Here is a 17142-nt window from a genome sequence, read left to right on the forward strand (position 1 = left end):
CACGAGTGATCCCGGACCGCCCGTGGGCGGACTCAATGCTCGACGAGGCGGTCGAGGCCGCCTGCCGGGGCGACCTCGGACCGGCCGCGGCCGCCCTCGCGGACAGCAGGGGCGACCCGGAGACGCGGTCGCTGCGGGTGGAGGCGCTGTCGCGGACCGTCATCGGGGCGAGCCGGTCGATCGAGGCGCTGCTCGCCTATCACCAGGGCAATCCGGACCTCTGGCTGTGGCTCGGCCGGGCCCGCCTGGAGGAGGCCTGGGAACTGCGGCCCGACGTACGGGCCAGAGCGGTGCAGGCGGACCGGCTGCACACCTATCAGTCGGCGATGGAACGGGCCAGGCAGCCGCTGCTGACGGCGGCGGCGCTCGCGCCGGGCGACCCGGTGCCGTGGGAGGGCCTGATGTGGCTGGCGGTCGGGCTGGACCGGCCGCGCGGCGACAAGGACGCGGTCTGGTACGAATGCTCCCGCCGCTGGCCGACGCTGTATTCGGGGGCGGTGGCCCGTCTGATCACGCTGTCGCCCGGCTGGGGCGGCACCGCCCAGGAGATGCTCGCTTTCGCCCGCTCGGCCGCCGCGCACGCCCCGGAGGGCAGTCCGCTGCCCGCGCTCGTGCCGCTGGCCCACTTCGAGATCGTCGCCGCCGGGCGCACCCCCATGTCGCGGGGTGGCTGGTTCTCCTTCGAGGCGCAACGCGAGATCGTCTCGGCCTCCGCCCACTGGTCGGAGCGGCGCCTCGGCGGGGCGCACCCGCGGGCGGTCGAGGCGCACAACGTCTTCGGCGCCGCGTTCTACCTGTCGGACCTGCGGCGTCCGGCGCGTGGCCACCTGGCCAGGACGGGCGGCCGGTTCAGCCGGCTGCCCTGGTCGCACCTCGGCGACCCCGGGCAGCAGTACCGCCGGGCCTGTTCCCGGCTCAACCTCTGACTCACTCGTTCACGATCACGTCGAGGGTCCGCGGCCGTCCCCGGCCGGCGGACGCGGCCAGTTCCACCCGGTGCCCCAGGCCGGTCAGCAGGTCGGCGAGGTCGCCGGCCGTGCGGGGCCGGTCGGGGGTCTCGACGAGCGATCGAGCCACCACGCCCCTGGTGGCCTTCGCCATGTGGCTGACGACCGTCCGCTTCCCGGCCGCCTCCCTCAGCACCCGTACGGCCACGCCGCGTTCGCCGGGTTGCCAGGCGGCGGCGTACGTCGCGGACCGCATGTCCACCACGAGCCCCTTCGTCGCGTCGAGCACGGCGCTGATCGACGGCCGCCAGAACGCGGCCAGGCCGCCCATCGGCGGCAGCCGTACGCCCATGGACAGCCGGTAGGGCGGCACGCGGTCGGACGGGCGCAGCAGGCCCCACAGCGCCGAGAACACGACGATCCTCCGATCCGCCCGCCGCCGGGCCTCGGGGGAGAGGGTGGCCAGGCCGAGGTTGTCGTACAGCACGCCCGTGTAGAGGGCGGCGACGGGCAGCGTGCGCGCCGTGGGCAACGCCAGGTCGCGCTCGATCTCGCCGGCCTGCCCCTCGGACAGACCGAGCACGTCGCGCGCCTCGGGGGTGTGGCAGAGCGAGACGAGGGCGTCGAGGACCTTCTCGCGCGGGGAGGCGAGTTCGGGGAAGCTGAGCCGCCGGACGGTGGAGGTCCCCCGCTCGGCCTTCCCCTCCGAGGGCGGAAGCAGGATGAGCACGGTTCCGCAGCTTATCCGGCCCCCCAGGTTAGGCTGCGGCGGGTGGATGAGGAGATCGCACAGTTCGACCTGCTGGTCGACGAGGCCTGGCCGGCGCCGGGGCGGGCCGAGGACGGCGGCTGGGTCTACCGGCACGCGGGCGGCGTGACGAAGCGGGCCAACTCGGTGCTCGCGCTGGGGGAGCGTACGGACCTGCCGGAGGCGGTCGGCCGGGCGGAGCGGTTCTACGCGGGCCTCGGCCAGCCCTGCGTGTTCTCGGTCGGCATGGGCGCGTCGCGCGGGCTCGACGACGAACTCGCCCGCCGGGGCTACCGGCTCGTGGACCCCACTCTGGTGATGACCAGGCCGCTGACCTCCGGTGGCCTCGCCGCCGGGGCGGTGGTGGAGGACGCGCCGTCGGAACGGTGGCTGCACACGTGGTGGAGCGTGGACGGAGGGCGGCATCGCGACACCGGGGAGATTCCGGCGCGGACGTGGGGCGAGCGGATCCTCAGCGGAGTGCCCGCCGGGTACGTCCTCCTCGACGAGGGCGCGGTGGGAAGGGGCGTCCCGCAGGGCCGGTGGCTCGGAATCTACTGCATGGCCGTCGAGCCACGCGTGAGACGGCGTGGGCTGGGCGCGGCCGTGCTGCGCACCCTGCTCGCCTGGGGCGAAGGGCACGGCGCGGACAGCGCGTACCTGGTGGTGACGGAGGCCAATGCCGCGGCCCGAGCGCTCTACGAGCGGGAGGGCTTCACCGTCGCCGGCCGCTATCACTACCGCGTGCGGCCCTGACGGGCGCCGCCGCAGGAGAGTCCGTGCGCCGGCTCGGGCCGGTCACGGCACCCGTACAGCGGCCGCCGGTGCGCCGACGGCCGTTGATCACGCCCGGGACGGCATCCGTCGGGGCCCCGGGGGAAGCGGGGATCGGCGGGTGTCCGGCCCGGGCCGGTGGCTTATAAGGCGACGGCGTGCGGAGCGGACATCGTCGTGACGCTCCGGCACGCCGTCTATGGGTCAGCGCTCGCCGTCAGAGGCGGTCGCGGGGGATTCACTGAGTCGGGCCGACTCGTCCTGGATCTCAGCACCTTTGTCGCGCAGCACAGTCACGTGCTGACGCCCGTGGTGGGCGCAGAACAGCAACTCCCCACCCACGGGCAGGGTCGCGCGGATGTAGGCCTGAGCACCGCACCGGTCGCACCGGTCCAGGGCCGTCAGCGGCTTGATGGGGGCGAGAGCTCCAGTCACGTATCGCCTTTCGGGTCGCCCCACATTTCGTGGGGACGTTGGCGTCAGTCACTTGGGACAACATCTAACCGGATGAAGGGCTTCCCAATCATGCTCCGACTACGCCCAGAGCAGAATGATCCGGAAAGTGACCGGGATCACAGCGAAAGTGCCGGTCATCGTGCTGCGCCTGGCAAGCTTGTACGCGTACAAACATGAGTGGCGTTAAGCTGCGTACGCGTGTTCGATTGATAAGTGGGAGTTGGGTGTGACTGCGGTTCGCGCGGAGACGGGGTACACCGCCCGTCATCTCTCTGTGCTGGAAGGCCTGGAGGCCGTCCGCAAGCGCCCGGGGATGTACATCGGCTCCACGGACACGCGCGGCCTCATGCACTGCCTCTGGGAGATCGTGGACAACGCGGTCGACGAGGCGCTGGGCGGCTACTGCACCCGCATCGAGGTCGAGCTGCACCCCGACGGCTCGGTCGAGGTCCACGACAACGGGCGCGGCATCCCCGTCGACATCGAGCCCAAGACCGGCCTGGCCGGCGTCGAGCTCGTCTACACCAAGCTCCACGCGGGCGGCAAGTTCGGCGGCGGCTCCTACGGCGCCTCGGGCGGTCTGCACGGCGTCGGCGCCTCGGTGGTCAACGCGCTGTCCTCCCGGGTGGACGTGGAGGTCGACCGCGACGGCAAGGTCCACCAGATCAGCTTCCGCCGGGGCGTGCCCGGCGTGTTCGACGGCGACGGCCCGTCCGCCAAGTTCCGCAAGAAGTCCGGCCTGCGCGACGGCGGCCCGGCCCCGCGCGACGTCACCGGCACGCGCGTGCGTTTCTGGGCCGACCGGCAGATCTTCCTGCCCGAGGCGGAGGTCTCGCTCGACGAGATCCACGTCCGGCTGCGCCAGACGGCTTTCCTGGTGCCGGGGCTCACGCTCGTGGTGCGCGACCTCCGCGGCGAGGAGCCGGTCGAGGAGTCGTTCCGCTTCGACGGCGGCATCGGCGAGTTCACCGAGTTCCTGTCCCGCGACGAGGCCGTGTGCGACGTGCTGCGGCTGCAGGGCGAGGGCCACTTCCACGAGACGGTCCCCGTGCTCGACGAGCAGGGCCACATGACGCCCACGGAGACCGAGCGGGAGCTCACCGTCGACGTCGCGGTCCGCTGGGGGAAGGGCTACGAGACGACCGTACGCTCCTTCGTGAACGTGATCGCCACGCCGAAGGGCGGCACGCACGTCGCCGGGTTCGAGCGGGCGCTGGTCCGCACGATCAACGAGCAGCTGAGGGAGACCCGGCTGCTGAAGAACGGCGACGAGCCGGTGACCAAGGAGGACATCCTCGAAGGGCTGACCGCGGTGGTCACCGTGCGGGTGCCCGAGCCGCAGTTCGAGGGCCAGACCAAGGAGGTGCTCGGCACCTCCGCGGCCAGCCGCATCGTCGCCCACGTGGTCACCCGGGAGCTCAAGGCGCTGTTCGCCAACCCCAAGCGGGGGCAGAAGCAGCAGCTGCGCGCGGTGCTCGAGAAGATCGTCGCCGCCGCCAAGGCGCGTATCGCCGCCCGCGTGCACCGCGACAACCAGCGGCGCAAGTCCGCCCTGGAGAACTCGGCGCTGCCCGCCAAGCTGGTCGACTGCCGCAGCGACGACGTCGACCGCAGCGAGCTGTTCATCGTCGAGGGCGACTCCGCGCTGGGCACGGCCAAGCTCGCACGCGACTCGGAGTTCCAGGCGTTGCTGCCGATCCGGGGCAAGATCCTGAACGTGCAGAAGGCGTCGGTCGCCGACATGCTCAAGAACGCCGAGTGCGCCGCGATCATCCAGGTGGTGGGCGCCGGGTCCGGCCGTTCGTTCGACATCGAGTCGGCTCGCTACGGCAAGATCATCTTAATGGCCGACGCGGACGTGGACGGGGCGCACATCCGCTGCCTGCTGCTCACGCTGTTCCACCGCTACATGAAGCCGATGGTCGAGGCGGGGCGGGTGTTCGCCGCCGTGCCGCCGTTGCACCGCATCGAGGTCACCAACCCCGGGCGCGGCCAGGACAAGTACATCTACACCTACAGCGACGCCGAGCTGCACAAGGTCCTGCGCGACCTGGAGCGGCGCGGCAAGCGCTGGAAGGACCCCGTGCAGCGCTACAAGGGCCTCGGTGAGATGGACGCCGACCAGCTCGCCGAGACGACCATGGACCCCCGCCATCGCGTCCTGCGCCGCGTCAAGATCGAGGACGTGGAGGAGGCCGAGCACATCTTCAGCCTCCTCATGGGCAGCGACGTGGGCCCGCGCCGCGAGTTCATCATCGGCAGCGCCGCCGAGGTGGACCGCGACCACATCGACGCCTGACCGGTGCCCCGCCGGGCACCGGCTCACCGGCGTGAGCTCAGCAACCCTGGGCGGTGAGAAGGTCCATGATCTCCGGACGGAAGTTCACCGTCCGGCAGCCATAGGTCCCGGACGGGATGGCGATCGTCCCCCCGCCGACGGTGCCGGTAGTGCTCGGCCCCGTGCAGCCGGTGGCGATGATGAAGTAGCCCGCCAAGTCGGATATGAAGTTTCGGTTGCCGCTCGTGCAGGTGTAGGTGGCGGTGCCCTGCGCCGCGGCGGGCGCGGCGGTGACGGCGCTCGCCAGGGTGATCGCGGCGCAGATCGTGGACACGCGCGTGAGCAAAGCGTGCATTGGGGGCGTCCTTCCCAGGGGGGAGGTGTGTGGACGCATGCCTCCCTACCCGGACAACCCCTGGCCCGATCTGGCAGGCGGTGTCCGGAAGCGGCCAGTTCGGGACGAGGAAGCCTTCCACCTGCCCCTGGCGGCAGGCCGTGCCGCCGTACTGCTGCTGGTAGAAGATCCCGGTCCCGGCCTCCACCACGACGTACAGCCGGCGGTCGCCGCTCGTCCGCGGTCACCACGCCGCCCGAGGTGGACCGCGACCACATCGACGCCTGACCGGTGCACCGCCGGGCCCCGGCTCGCCGTCGTGAGCTCAGCAGTCGTAGCCGGCGATGTAGAGGGGTTCCGTGTCGGTGACGCGGACCACCCTGTGGCAGTGGTAGGTCCCGGTCTCGAGAGTGATCGTCCCCGCGACGCCGGTGCCCGACCCCGTGCATTCCCGGGCGAGGATGCCGTAGCCCTGCCAGTCGTTCACGAGGATTCGGGTGCCGTACGTGCAGGTGTAGGCGGCGGTGTCCTGCGCTGCGGCGGGTGCGGCGGTGACGGCGCCCGCCAGGGCGACTGCGGCGCAGATCGTGGACACGCGGGTGACCAGAGCCTTCATGGGGGGCGTCCTTCCGGGGGAGGGGGTGTCGGACGCACGCATCTCTACCCGAACCGGCCCTGCCCGATCCGGCGGGCGGTGTCCGGAAGCGGCCAACGCGGCCATCTCCCGGGCGTGATCGCGACCGGAAGAGCCATGTGACCGTGCGGCCTCCCCCCGCCGAGGACGTCGCCCGGGTGCGGGAGTCGTTCATCGAGGGGCTGTCCTCGCCGCCCTCCGGCGGGCTCAGCCGGACTCGATCTCCAGCGTGCTGACCCGGTTGCGGGCCTCCACCATGCCCTCCCGGTAGAGCTCGTCCCAGTCCGGGTCGTCGTCCCGGATCGCCTTGACCGTCTGCCTGGCCAGCTCCACCGGCCCGGCGGGGCCGAGGGCGACCTTGCGCACGACGATCAGGGTCCACCCGTTCTCCATGACGGTGTCGGTCTCCCACCGGGGTGCGCCGGCCGCCTCCCGGCGGGACGCCGGTTTCCCGCCGCGTGCGAGCGTCACGAGCAGATACACGAGTATCGCGATGACGATGAGCGTGATGGGAAGGGCGAGCAGGCGCATCGGGGTCCCGGCTCCCTACTTGGTGGGCAGAGCGACGCCTCCAGTATTGCCCGGCGCGTACACCGTGATGCCCTGGGGCAGAGCCTTCAGCTTCTCGATCTCCGCACAGGTGGGGCACTTGTTGTAGCCGTCCTGCCGGGCCTTGTTGGCCTCCGCCTCGGCGCGTGCCTGGGCGACCTTGGCCTGTGCCTCCGTGACCTTCGCGAACGCGGCCTGCGCCTGGTTGACCGCCTCCTGCACCTCGGTCGGCAAAGTGACCCGCGAGAGGTTGAAGTGGATGTTGGTGAGGAAGTCGGCGCCGAGGGTCGACTTGAGGTCCTCGGCCAGGCTCGTGTTCACCGCGTTCTGGATCTTGGCGATGTTCGCGTTGTTGCCCTGTTGCGGCACGCCCGCCTGCTGGCCGGCGCTGTTGTTCTGCACGAGCGCACAGGAGGAGACCAGCTCGGCGCAGCGGAAGTTGTTGATCTGGGTGCGCAGGTCGTTGTCGATCACCGGCCGGATGATCTGGTCGAGGAAGGCGGACCAGCCCTCGTCGCCCTCCCAGGGGTAGTAGGTCCCGCCGTTGGTGCTGCGGAACTTGCGCGTGCCGAACTTGTCGTCGAACGACGCCAGTGTCCGGTGGTCGAGGTTGAGCCCGAAGTACAGCGTGCCCTCGATGCCCATGTTGACGCCGTCGCTGCTCGGCACGTTGACCACGTCGACGCCGGACTTCTCGCCTTCGCCGGAGTTCGAGGTGATCGTGTAGAACCGCTGCTGCGCCGGATAGCGGTGTATCTGGGACCACCAGCCGATCCAGGCGACCCCGGAACCGGGGTCGATGACCTGGCGGACCTTGTTGTCGTCGAGCGGCCCGCCGTCGCGGACGACCGCCACCTCTCCGCCGCTGGTGCGCTCGAACCCGCTGAACGCGCCGATCAGGGCCGGCGCGCCGACGACGATGAGCGCGAGGATCACCAGGATGGCGATGCCGCGGTAGGACCGGCGCGACGTGCCGCCGGAGGCGGAGGAGGGGGTGCGGGGCATGCGGGCTCCTGTGGGGGCTCGGAACCGGTGATGTGACCGGGGGGAGAGAGGCGCGCGTTTTCGCGATTCAGCAGAAGAACGTAGCAGCCTCCCGGCCGGGTTCCGTCCCGCCGCCCGAAGCGCGCCGCCGGTCCCGGAGGCGCCCACGCCCGGCCCGTACGGCAGGCCCGCGGGGAGCCTGCCGCTGGGAACCGTAGATCAGAGCTCGACGGGCTGGAGCCGTCCCGTGTGCACGTCGTACAGCGCGCCGCCCACCACGAGGTCGCCCGGCAGGTAGGGGCTGGACTTGATGCGGGTGATGTCGTGCCGCAGCGCGGCCCGCTGGTCGGGGACCGTCTGGAACTCCAGGCTCCGGGTGTCGACGCCGTGCTCGGCGGCGATGAGGTTGTGCACGTCTTCGTCGGTCGACTTGGACATCCGGCAGTCGGTGTGCGGCATCACCAGCACGCGGTCGACGCCGAGCAGGTAGACGGCGAGGACGAGGGTACGCAGGACGTCGTCGGTCACCCGGGCGCCGGCGTTGCGCAGGATCTTCGCGTCGCCGGCGGTCAGGCCGAGCAGGCCGAGGGGGTCGATGCGGGAGTCCATGCACGTCACCACGGCGAGTCCGCGCGAGGCGCGGCCGCTGAGTCCGGAGTGGGTGAACGTGCTCGCGTACTTCTCGTTGGCGGCAAGCAGATCGTCGAAGGCAGCGGTCATGTCACAGATGTTGCCCGATGCCCTCTCGCCGCTCCCTGCGGGGGTGGCGATTTTCGCCACCGCGGCGTCTGGCTCCCCGGCAAAACACCGGTATAAGGTCTTTACTGGTGTTGTTCCCATCGGAAGAGAGGTCCACCCATGAGCGGTGTCGCACGCATGTACTCGGTGGTGCTCGACTGCCCGGATCCCAAAGCCCTGGCCGCTTTCTACGCCGGGCTGCTGGGCTGGAAGGTGACGAGCGAGGAGGATGACTGGGTCACCCTCACCGGGGACGACCAGGGCCGTCTCTCCTTCCAGCGGGTGCCCGGCCACAGGCCGCCCGCGTGGCCGGACGCCGGGCACTCGCAGCAGTTCCACCTCGACCTGGTCGTGGACGACCCGGTCAGGGCGGAGAAGGAGGCGCTGGCCCTGGGCGCGGTCAGGCATGACCACCAGCCCGGCGCGGGGCATGGATGGACCGTCTACCTCGACCCCGCGGGACACCCGTTCTGCCTGTGCGTCTCGTCCTGACGCCTCACCGCGGGGAATCGGAGGCGGCCTTCTCCCGGGGCGTGCGCGCGAGGCGCCGCAGGACGAGAAGGCCGCCGATCCCCGGCAGCCAGGCCAGCATCTTGCCGGCCGGGTCGCATCCCGCGTCGCGGGCGGCGGCCACGACGACGAACAGGTACGCGCAGCCGTGGAGGGGGCCGACGAGCGAGGACACGGGCGGCAGGTGCGTGGTGGCCAGGTTGACCAGGAGGACGGCCAGGGACCCCAGCTCGACGGCGGCGGCGGCACGCAGGGCGGCGTGAGGGCGCGACATGGTCAGACTCCCGTGGTCGAGCCGGGACGGACGATCATCAGCACCGTGACGGCCGCCCACAGCAGGTTGAAGACGCCGGTCGGCATCGCGAGCCTCGCCGCCCCGGCGTCGGCGGACGGGGGATCCCCGGCGGTGAGCCGGGCGAGGACGGTGTCCTGGCGGGGCAGGACCGCCAGGGCCAGGATCGCGGCCGCGGCGCCGGTGAGCGCGACGGACGCGATGACCCAGGCGTCGCCGAGCACACCGAGGGCGCTCGCCGTGGCGAACCCGAAGACCGGCACGGCCAGGCCCGCGACGGCGTAGACGCGGCAGACGCGGTGCAGGACGCGGAGCACCGCCGGGCCGCCGGCCTGTGTGTTCCGATCCGCTGTGCTCCGATCCGCCGCACGCCGGGCGGCGGTGGGAAACATGCTCGCCGCCACGGCGACCGGGCCGATCGCGAGGATCGCGGCGAGGACGTGGACGGCCAGGAAGAACTTGGTCATCGTGCGCGGTCCCCGATCAGCGGGCGGCGCGCGAGGACGGGTACGGCGCGAGGACGTCCAGGGGGTCGAACCCGTCGGACAGCACGAACTGCGCTTGCATCGGCATCTCTCCTCGTCGTCGGTGTGCGGTCACCAACCGTAGGAGTGCGGCCGTCGTCGATCCCAGCGGCGAGAACGACAAAGGTCAACGGATTCCCGCCAAGTCCGGTCACCAGGATGTTCACGCGACGGCGGAGGTATCTCCACTGGCGGGATCCCGTCTATGGTGGCGACCGTGCACACCGTGGCGATCCTGGCGCTGGACCATGTCGTGCCGTTCGATCTGGCGACCCCGATCGAGGTGTTCGGCCGCACCCGCCTGCCGGACGGCCGCACGCCGTACCGGGTGCGGGTGTGCGGGCCCGCCCCCGAAGTGGCGACCGAGGCGTTCGCCCTGCGCGTGCCGTACGGCGTGGACGCGCTGGCGGAGGCCGACACGATCATCGTCCCCGGCTGCTCGGAGCGGTCCGGGCCGGCCCCGGCCGAGGCGCTGGAGGCGCTGCGCGAGGCGGCCGCGCGGGGCACCCGGCTCGCCTCGATCTGCGTGGGCGCGTTCACGCTCGCGGCGGCCGGGCTGCTGGACGGCCTGCGCGCGACCACCCACTGGGCGGCGGCGCCCGAGCTGGCCCGGCGGTTCCCGTCGGTGGACGTGCGGCCGGACGTGCTGTACGTCGACAACGGGCAGGTGCTCACCTCCGCGGGCGCGGCGGCCGGGCTCGACCTGTGCCTGCACATGATCAGGCGCGACCACGGCTCGGCCGTCGCGGCCGACGCCGCCCGCCTGTCGGTGATGCCGCTCGAACGGGAGGGCGGCCAGGCCCAGTTCATCGTCCACGAGCATCCGCCGGTGCCCGGCGGCTCGTTGCTTGAGCCGGTGCTGGCGTGGATCGAGGACAACCTCGGCCGCGACCTCACCCTGGCGGAGATGGCGGCCCGAGGCGGGATGAGCGAGCGCACCTTCAGCCGGCGCTTCCGTCAGCAGACCGGCACCACTCCGCTGCAGTGGCTGCTGCGGGCCCGGGTGCGGCGGGCGCAGTACCTGCTGGAGAACACCGACCACGGCATCGAGCGCATCGCGGCGCAGGCCGGGTTCGGGTCGCCGACCGCGTTCAGGGAGCGGTTCAAGCGGGTCGTGGGGACCACGCCGCAGGCGTACCGCTCGTCCTTCCAGGGCGGCCCGGCCGGCACCTGAACCGGAGTCCGCCCGGCGCGGGCGGCGGGCGGACTCCGAGACGGCTACGAGACCGGCTCTTCGCCGCCGGTGTCGCCGGTGGTGGCCATGCCGCCCTCGGTCGCGGCGGCCTCGTCGTCGCCGTCCGCGCCGAGCGCGCCGCCGATCGCGGCGATGGCGTGCACGAGGCGCACGCCCGAGCCGTCGCGGCGGCCCAGCTCATCCGGCAGCGGCACCGGCTTTCCGGTCGAGGAGACGGCCTTCACCGGGACGGGGCCGGCGTAGGCGAGCAGCAGGACGTCCTCGCCCTTGAGGAAGCGCTGGGCGCGCACGCCGCCGGTCGCCCGGCCCTTCGGCGGGAAGTCGGCGTAGTCGGAGACCTTGCCCGCGCCCATCTGGGTGCCGGGCAGGGCCGTGGAGGAGCCGGCGACCGTCACCACGCGTGCCTCACGCGCCGGATCGACCACGCCGAAGAAGACCACCTTCGCGTCTCCGTCGAGGCGCACGCCGGCCATGCCGCCGGCCGGGCGTCCCTGAGGCCGTACGACCGAGGCGGGGAAGCGCAGCAGCTGCGCGTCGCTGGTGATGAAGACCAGGTCGTGGTCGGCGGAGGTCAGCTCGACGGCGCCGACCACCACGTCGCCGTCCCGCAGGCCGATCACCTCGAACTCGTCGCGGTTGACGGGATATTCGGGCACGACCCGCTTGACCACGCCCTGGCTGGTGCCGAGCGCGAGGCCCGGGCCGTCCGGGTCGAGCGAGCCCAGGCCGACGACCTTCTCGTCCGGTTCGAGCGAGACGTACTCCGACACCGGGTGCCCGCCCGCCAGCGAGGGCGGGTTGGCCGAGGGCGGCAGCGCGGGCAGGTCGAGCACCGAGACCCGGATCAACCGGCCCTGGGAGGTCACCACGCCCACCTCGCCGCGTACGGTCGAGCGGACCACCGACACGAGCACGTCGTGCGCCGTGCGCTCACCCTCGCCGGAGATCGGCGAGGCGTCGGTCGTACGGGCGAGCAGGCCGGTGGACGACAGCATCACCAGGCACGGGTCGTCGGGCACCTCCAGCGGCACGACGGCGCTCCTGGCGGCATCCGAGGACTCGAGCAGGACCGTGCGGCGCGGCGTGCCGTACGTCTTGGCCACCTCGGCCAGCTCGGACGACACGACCTTGCGCAGCCGGTCCTCCGAGCCGAGGATCTCGTTCAGCTCGGCGATGTCGGCCTGGAGCTGCTCCTTCTCCCGGTCGAGCTCCAGCTTGTCGTAGCGGGTCAGGCGGCGCAGCGGGGTGTCGAGGATGTAGTTGGCCTGGATCTCGCTCAGCTCGAAGGTCTCCATGAGCCGCGCGCGGGCCTGCGCCGTGTCGTCCGAGTTCCGGATCACCCGGATGACCTGGTCGATGTTGAGCAGCGCGATGATGAGGCCGTCGACGAGGTGGAGCCGGTCCTCGCGCCTGCGCAGCCGGTACGCCGAGCGCCTGCGCACGACGTCGAGCCGGTGGTCCACGTAGACCGACAGCAGCTCGCGCAGGCCGAGCGTGCGCGGCTGGCCGTCGACGAGGGCGACGTTGTTGATGCCGAAGGTCTCCTCCATCGGCGTCAGCCGATAGAGCTCCTCCAGCACGGCCTCGGGGTTGAAGCCGTTCTTGACCTCGACGACCAGGCGCAGGCCCTTGTGCCGGTCGGTCAGGTCCTTGAGGTCGGCGATGCCGGTGAGCTTCTTGGCGTTCACCAGCTCCTTGATCTTCGTGACCACCCGCTCGGGGCCCACGTTGAACGGCAGCTCGGTGACGACGATGCCCTTGCGGCGCGGGGTGACCTGCTCGATCGTGGCCTTGGCCCGCATCTTGAAGGTGCCGCGGCCGGTCTCGTACGCGTCCCTGACGCCGCCCAGGCCGATGATCGTGCCGCCGGTCGGCAGGTCGGGGCCGGGGACGAAGCGCATGAGCTCGTCGAGTGTGGCGGTCGGCTTCCTGATCAGGAAGCGGGCCGCGGCGATGACCTCGCCGAGGTTGTGCGGGGCCATGTTGGTGGCCATGCCGACCGCGATGCCGGAGGCGCCGTTGACCAGCAGGTTGGGGAACGCCGACGGCATGACCGACGGCTCGGTCTCCTGGCCGTCGTAGTTGGGCTTGAAGTCGACGGTGTCCTCGTCGATCGACTGCACCATGAGCATGGCGGCCGGGGCGAGGCGGGCCTCGGTGTACCGCATCGCGGCGGGCAGGTCGTCGGGAGACCCGAAGTTGCCGTGCCCGTCCACCAGCGGCAGGCGCATCGAGAACGGCTGCGCGAGCCGTACGAGCGCGTCGTAGATGGCCGAGTCGCCGTGCGGGTGGAGCTTGCCCATCACCTCGCCGACGACGCGGGAGGACTTGACGTGCCCGCGCTCGGGCCGCAGGCCCATCTCGCTCATGGAGTAGAGGATGCGGCGCTGGACGGGCTTGAGGCCGTCGCGCGCGTCGGGCAGCGCGCGCTGGTAGATCACCGAGTAGGCGTACTCAAGGAAGCTCGTCCGCATCTCCGCGGAGACGTCGATGTCGACGATCCGCTCCTCGAAGTCCTCGTCCGGCGGGGGTGTCGTCGTGCGTCGGGCCATGTCGTGGTTTCCTGCGTGTCGAGGAGCCGGGCCCCGGCCCGTCGGAGCCGGGGAAGGTCAACATCGGTGGTGTGTCTCGAACATTCTGCCGAGAGTTCATCCTGTTCGCGACTCACACCATATCGCCGGGCCCGCGCCCGCCGTCCCGGCTTCCCCGACGGGACAGCGCCTGCGGTCGCGGGCCGGTCAGTCGCGGGGGCCGGCGCCGGGCCATGGGCCGGGCGTCTCGCCCTCGTCCTCGTCGCCCGGCACGTTCAGCTTCTCGTCGTAGATCCGGAAGCCCCGGGCCTTGTAGTTGGCGAGCGCGGCCGGTCCGTCGAGGGAGCAGGTGTGCACCCAGACCCGCCGGGTGGTCCCCCGCCCCGGCCATCGCTCGGCGAGATCCCAGGCGCGGGCCACGGCCTCGCCCAGCAGCCACCCGCCGAGGCCCTGCCCGATCGCGTACGGCAGCAGCCCGAAGTTGACGATCTCGACCGTGCCGCCGTCCTGGGCCACCAGTTCGGCGTACCCGGCGGGGGTGCCGCGCACCCAGGCCACCCAGGTCTCGACGCCCGGCCGGTCGAGCCAGTCCTTCCACTGCTTCCAGGTCCACGGCAGCCGGTTGGTCCACTGCCAGTCGCCGCCCACGGCGGTGTAGAGGAAGCGGCTGAACTCCGGGCTGGGGACCTCGGCGCGGACGACCCGCGCGGGCAGCGCGGGCGGCCGTCCCGGCCGCAGGTCGGCGGGGCTGGTCTGTTCGAGATACCAGGTGGTCACGTCCATAGCGGGATTCATCCAACCACGACGCCCGTCCGGGTCGGTCCCGCCGCAGGCGTCGACATGCGGCCGCGACGCCTGCGAGGCGGCCGGGGGTACTCTCACCAGGAGGGGAGGCTGCCGCAGTGTACGACGTCGTGGACCGGACGCTCGACGCGTGGAACGCACACGATCTGGACGCGCTGTCGCGGTGCTACGGGCCGGACGCGGTGGTCGTCGGACCGGAGATGGAGGCGGAAGGCCGCGAGGAGATCGGCTCCTTCATCCTGCAGATATGGGAGGGCTTTCCCGATCTGCACTTCACGCTCTGGGAGAAGATCTTCGCTGGCGACGCGGTGGCGCTGGAGCTGATGTCCACGGGCACGCACACCGGGCTCTACCTGGTCGCGGGAGGGGACGTCCTGGCCCCGACCGGCCACAGCATCAGCGTGCGCGCCTCCTGGTTCTGGCACCTGGAGGACGACCTCATCCTCAGCCACCGCTTCTACTACGACCAGCTTCAGATCTACTCGCAGCTCGGCCTGCGGTTCCCCCTCCGCTTCGGAGACGAGGGCGCCGGAAGCGGCGCGTCCGGAGAACGCGGCTAGCTTCCCGCCCCGCCTCCCGCCGTCGCGGCGGAAACGGTCGGCCGGACCTGGTACCAATGGGCGGGTGAGCGAAGAAGAGGTGACGCTGCGGGAAGAGGCCGAGGCCCGGTTGCGGGCGCTCGCCGGCGATCACGCGCGGCTGCGCGACGACCAGTGGGCTGCGATCAAGGCCCTGGTCATGGACCGCAGACGCGCGCTGGTGGTGCAGCGCACCGGCTGGGGAAAGTCGGCCGTCTACTTCATCGCGACCGCGCTGCTGCGCGAGCTCGGCGAGGGGCCCACGGTCATCGTCTCCCCGCTCCTGGCGCTCATGCGCAACCAGATCGCCGCGGCCGAGCGGGCCGGCATCCACGCCGAGACGATCAACTCCGCCAACCCCGAGGAGTGGGAGAAGGTCTACGGCCAGGTCGCCGAGGGCGCGGTCGACGTGCTGCTGGTCAGCCCCGAGCGACTGAACAACCCCGACTTCCGCGACAACGTGCTGCCCGAGCTGGCCGGCAGCGCGGGGCTGCTGGTGATCGACGAGGCCCACTGCATCTCCGACTGGGGCCACGACTTCCGGCCCGACTACCGCAGGCTCCGCACGCTGCTGGCCGAGCTGCCGCCGGGCATCCCCGTGCTGGCCACGACGGCCACGGCGAACGCCCGGGTCACCCGCGACGTCGCCGAGCAGCTCGCCGTCACCCAGGAGTGGGACGAACTGCCCGGCGGCGAGGTGTTCGTCCTGCGCGGCCCGCTGGAGCGCGAGAGCCTCCACCTGAGCGTCGTACGGCTGGGCGGTGCGGACCAGCGGCTCGCCTGGCTGGCCAGGACGCTGCACGAGCTGCCGGGCTCCGGCATCGTCTACACGCTGACCGTCGCGGCGGCCCAGGAGATCGCCGCGTACCTGCGCGAGCAGGGGCACACCGTCGCGGCGTACACCGGCCAGACCGAGCCGGCGGACCGGCTGGCGGCCGAGGAGGACCTGCTCGGCAACCGGGTCAAGGCGCTGGTGGCGACCTCGGCGCTCGGGATGGGCTTCGACAAGCCCGACCTGGGCTTCGTCGTCCACGTGGGCGCGCCCGCCTCGCCGGTGGCGTACTACCAGCAGGTGGGCCGGGCCGGCCGCGGCGTCGAGCGGGCCGAGGTCATCCTGCTGCCCGGCCCCGAGGACCGGGAGATCTGGGCCTACTTCGCCTCGCTCGCCTTCCCGCCGGAGGGCGTGGTCAGAGCCACGCTCGAGGCGCTGTCCGAGGGGGGAGTGCTGTCCACCGCCGCGCTGGAGACGAGGGTCGACCTCAGCCGGAGCCGGCTGGAGATGATGCTCAAGGTGCTCGACGTGGACGGCGCCGTACGCCGGGTCAAGGGTGGCTGGGAGGCCACCGGCGAGCCGTGGAGCTACGACGCCGAGCGCTACGCCCGGGTGACCGCCGAGCGCCGGGCGGAGCAGGAGGCGATGCTCGGATACATCGCGACCACCGAGTGCCGGGAGCGGTACCTGCGCCGTCACCTCGACGACGAGTCCGCGACGCCCTGCGGCAGGTGTGACAACTGCACCGGCGCCCACCGTTCCGCCGAGGTGCCGGACGAGGCCGTCCGGGCCGCGCACGAGCGCCTCGCGCGCCCGGGCGTCGAGATCGAGCCGCGCCGCCAGTGGCCCACCGGCCTGCCGGACCTGAAGGGGCGGATCAAGCCGGAGCTGGGCGCCGAGCCGGGCCGCGCGCTCGGCCGCCTGACCGACATCGGCTGGGGCACCCGGCTGCGCGAGCTGTTCGCGGCGGGGGACGGCCCGGTCCCCGACGACGTGTTCGCGGCCGTGATCGAGGTGCTGAAGTCGTGGGAGTGGGAGCGGCGCCCGGTGGCGGTGGTCGCGGTGCCGTCGGGCGCGCGGCCGGTCCTGGTCGGATCGCTCGCCGAGCGGCTCGCCCAGGTCGGCCGGCTGGAGCATCTCGGGGCGCTCGGCTACCGCAACGGGTCGCCCGCGGCCAGGCACAACAGCGCCCAGCGGGTGTCGGCGATCCGGGGCACGCTCGCGATGCCGCGTGACGTCGCCGCGAGGATCGCGGCGGCGGGCGGGCCGGTGCTGCTGGTCGACGACCGCGTCGACACCGGATGGACGATGGCGCTGGCCGGCGCCCAGGTGCGTCACGCCGGGGCACCCGCCGTGCTGCCCCTGGCCCTGGCCGTCACGAGCTGACCGCCTCCCGAGCCCCGGCCCGGGGCCGGACCGGCGCACCCCTGACACGCGGGGGCGGCGAGCCGGGACTCGCCTCCGGGACGGGCCAGGGTGGAGTCAGGGTGATCA

The 17142-nt window shown here is 72.2% G+C and carries 18 protein-coding genes and 1 pseudogene; 7 read left to right on the top strand and 12 right to left on the bottom strand.

Annotated features, from left to right (window positions below):
• Positions 1-35: 35 nt before the first annotated feature.
• Positions 36-926: a hypothetical protein gene (locus HHX41_RS25070; protein ID WP_259401272.1), complete on the top strand. Its 891-nt coding sequence runs from the start codon at positions 36-38 to the stop codon at positions 924-926.
• Position 927: 1 nt separating this feature from the next.
• On the opposite strand, the gene HHX41_RS25075 is transcribed toward HHX41_RS25070, so the two are convergent.
• Positions 928-1677 carry a YaaA family protein gene (locus HHX41_RS25075; protein WP_182907945.1) on the bottom strand — a complete coding sequence of 250 codons (750 nt, stop codon included), beginning with the start codon at positions 1675-1677 and terminating at the stop codon, positions 928-930.
• A gap of 42 nt (positions 1678-1719) precedes the next feature.
• On the opposite strand from HHX41_RS25075, the gene HHX41_RS25080 reads away from it, so the two are divergent.
• Complete coding sequence (locus HHX41_RS25080; protein WP_182907946.1) at positions 1720-2451, top strand: N-acetyltransferase; 732 nt, start codon at positions 1720-1722, stop codon at positions 2449-2451.
• Positions 2452-2673: 222 nt separating this feature from the next.
• Here the strand turns inward: HHX41_RS25080 and HHX41_RS25085 are convergent, their stop codons facing one another.
• Positions 2674-2904 carry a hypothetical protein gene (locus HHX41_RS25085; RefSeq protein ID WP_169950713.1) on the bottom strand — a complete coding sequence of 77 codons (231 nt, stop codon included), beginning with the start codon at positions 2902-2904 and terminating at the stop codon, positions 2674-2676.
• Between the two features lie 247 nt (positions 2905-3151).
• Here HHX41_RS25085 and HHX41_RS25090 point away from each other — a divergent pair, with 247 nt between their 5' ends.
• The gene (locus tag HHX41_RS25090) at positions 3152-5224 is read left to right on the top strand and encodes a type IIA DNA topoisomerase subunit B (RefSeq protein ID WP_169984609.1); all 2073 of its coding nucleotides are present in this window, start codon (positions 3152-3154) and stop codon (positions 5222-5224) included.
• Positions 5225-5261: 37 nt separating this feature from the next.
• On the opposite strand, the gene HHX41_RS40900 is transcribed toward HHX41_RS25090, so the two are convergent.
• From HHX41_RS40900 to HHX41_RS25115, 6 genes and pseudogenes are all read right to left on the bottom strand, one after another.
• Complete coding sequence (locus HHX41_RS40900; RefSeq protein ID WP_182907947.1) at positions 5262-5558, bottom strand: hypothetical protein; 297 nt, start codon at positions 5556-5558, stop codon at positions 5262-5264.
• Positions 5559-5667: 109 nt separating this feature from the next.
• Positions 5668-5748, bottom strand: a pseudogene (locus tag HHX41_RS42380) (DUF6210 family protein); the annotation flags it as partial.
• Between the two features lie 114 nt (positions 5749-5862).
• Positions 5863-6153 carry a hypothetical protein gene (locus HHX41_RS25100; RefSeq protein WP_182907948.1) on the bottom strand — a complete coding sequence of 97 codons (291 nt, stop codon included), beginning with the start codon at positions 6151-6153 and terminating at the stop codon, positions 5863-5865.
• A 225-nt stretch (positions 6154-6378) separates the two neighbouring features.
• Positions 6379-6702, bottom strand: a complete 324-nt coding sequence (locus HHX41_RS25105) for a hypothetical protein (protein ID WP_169984607.1) — start codon at positions 6700-6702, stop codon at positions 6379-6381.
• 15 nt (positions 6703-6717) lie between these two features.
• A complete protein-coding gene (locus HHX41_RS25110) occupies positions 6718-7725 on the bottom strand; it encodes an SPFH domain-containing protein (protein ID WP_182907949.1) in 1008 nt (335 codons plus the stop codon).
• A gap of 198 nt (positions 7726-7923) precedes the next feature.
• Positions 7924-8424: a carbonic anhydrase gene (locus tag HHX41_RS25115; RefSeq protein ID WP_169984605.1), complete on the bottom strand. Its 501-nt coding sequence runs from the start codon at positions 8422-8424 to the stop codon at positions 7924-7926.
• Positions 8425-8562: 138 nt separating this feature from the next.
• On the opposite strand from HHX41_RS25115, the gene HHX41_RS25120 reads away from it, so the two are divergent.
• The gene (locus tag HHX41_RS25120) at positions 8563-8934 is read left to right on the top strand and encodes a VOC family protein (RefSeq protein WP_169984604.1); all 372 of its coding nucleotides are present in this window, start codon (positions 8563-8565) and stop codon (positions 8932-8934) included.
• 4 nt (positions 8935-8938) lie between these two features.
• On the opposite strand, the gene HHX41_RS25125 is transcribed toward HHX41_RS25120, so the two are convergent.
• The gene (locus tag HHX41_RS25125) at positions 8939-9226 is read right to left on the bottom strand and encodes a DUF3817 domain-containing protein (RefSeq protein WP_182907950.1); all 288 of its coding nucleotides are present in this window, start codon (positions 9224-9226) and stop codon (positions 8939-8941) included.
• Positions 9227-9228: 2 nt separating this feature from the next.
• Positions 9229-9711, bottom strand: coding sequence for a hypothetical protein (locus HHX41_RS25130; protein ID WP_182907951.1), 483 nt, complete (start codon positions 9709-9711; stop codon positions 9229-9231).
• Positions 9712-9985: 274 nt separating this feature from the next.
• On the opposite strand from HHX41_RS25130, the gene HHX41_RS25135 reads away from it, so the two are divergent.
• On the top strand, positions 9986-10942 hold the full coding sequence (locus HHX41_RS25135; RefSeq protein WP_169984601.1) for a GlxA family transcriptional regulator: 957 nt from the start codon (positions 9986-9988) through the stop codon (positions 10940-10942).
• Positions 10943-10986: 44 nt separating this feature from the next.
• Here HHX41_RS25135 and HHX41_RS25140 read toward each other — a convergent pair whose 3' ends face one another.
• Positions 10987-13515: a DNA topoisomerase (ATP-hydrolyzing) subunit A gene (locus HHX41_RS25140; RefSeq protein ID WP_182907953.1), complete on the bottom strand. Its 2529-nt coding sequence runs from the start codon at positions 13513-13515 to the stop codon at positions 10987-10989.
• Positions 13516-13701: 186 nt separating this feature from the next.
• A complete protein-coding gene (locus HHX41_RS25145; protein WP_182907954.1) occupies positions 13702-14277 on the bottom strand; it encodes a GNAT family N-acetyltransferase in 576 nt (191 codons plus the stop codon).
• A gap of 119 nt (positions 14278-14396) precedes the next feature.
• Here HHX41_RS25145 and HHX41_RS25150 point away from each other — a divergent pair, with 119 nt between their 5' ends.
• Together HHX41_RS25150 and HHX41_RS25155 are read left to right on the top strand one after the other, a co-directional pair.
• On the top strand, positions 14397-14858 hold the full coding sequence (locus HHX41_RS25150) for an ester cyclase (RefSeq protein ID WP_182907955.1): 462 nt from the start codon (positions 14397-14399) through the stop codon (positions 14856-14858).
• A gap of 64 nt (positions 14859-14922) precedes the next feature.
• Positions 14923-17034 carry a RecQ family ATP-dependent DNA helicase gene (locus HHX41_RS25155; protein ID WP_182907956.1) on the top strand — a complete coding sequence of 704 codons (2112 nt, stop codon included), beginning with the start codon at positions 14923-14925 and terminating at the stop codon, positions 17032-17034.
• The last annotated feature ends 108 nt before the right edge of the window (positions 17035-17142 follow it).

This window comes from Microbispora sp. H13382, assembly GCF_014161445.1.
In the GTDB taxonomy this organism is placed as follows: Bacteria; Actinomycetota; Actinomycetes; order Streptosporangiales; family Streptosporangiaceae; genus Microbispora.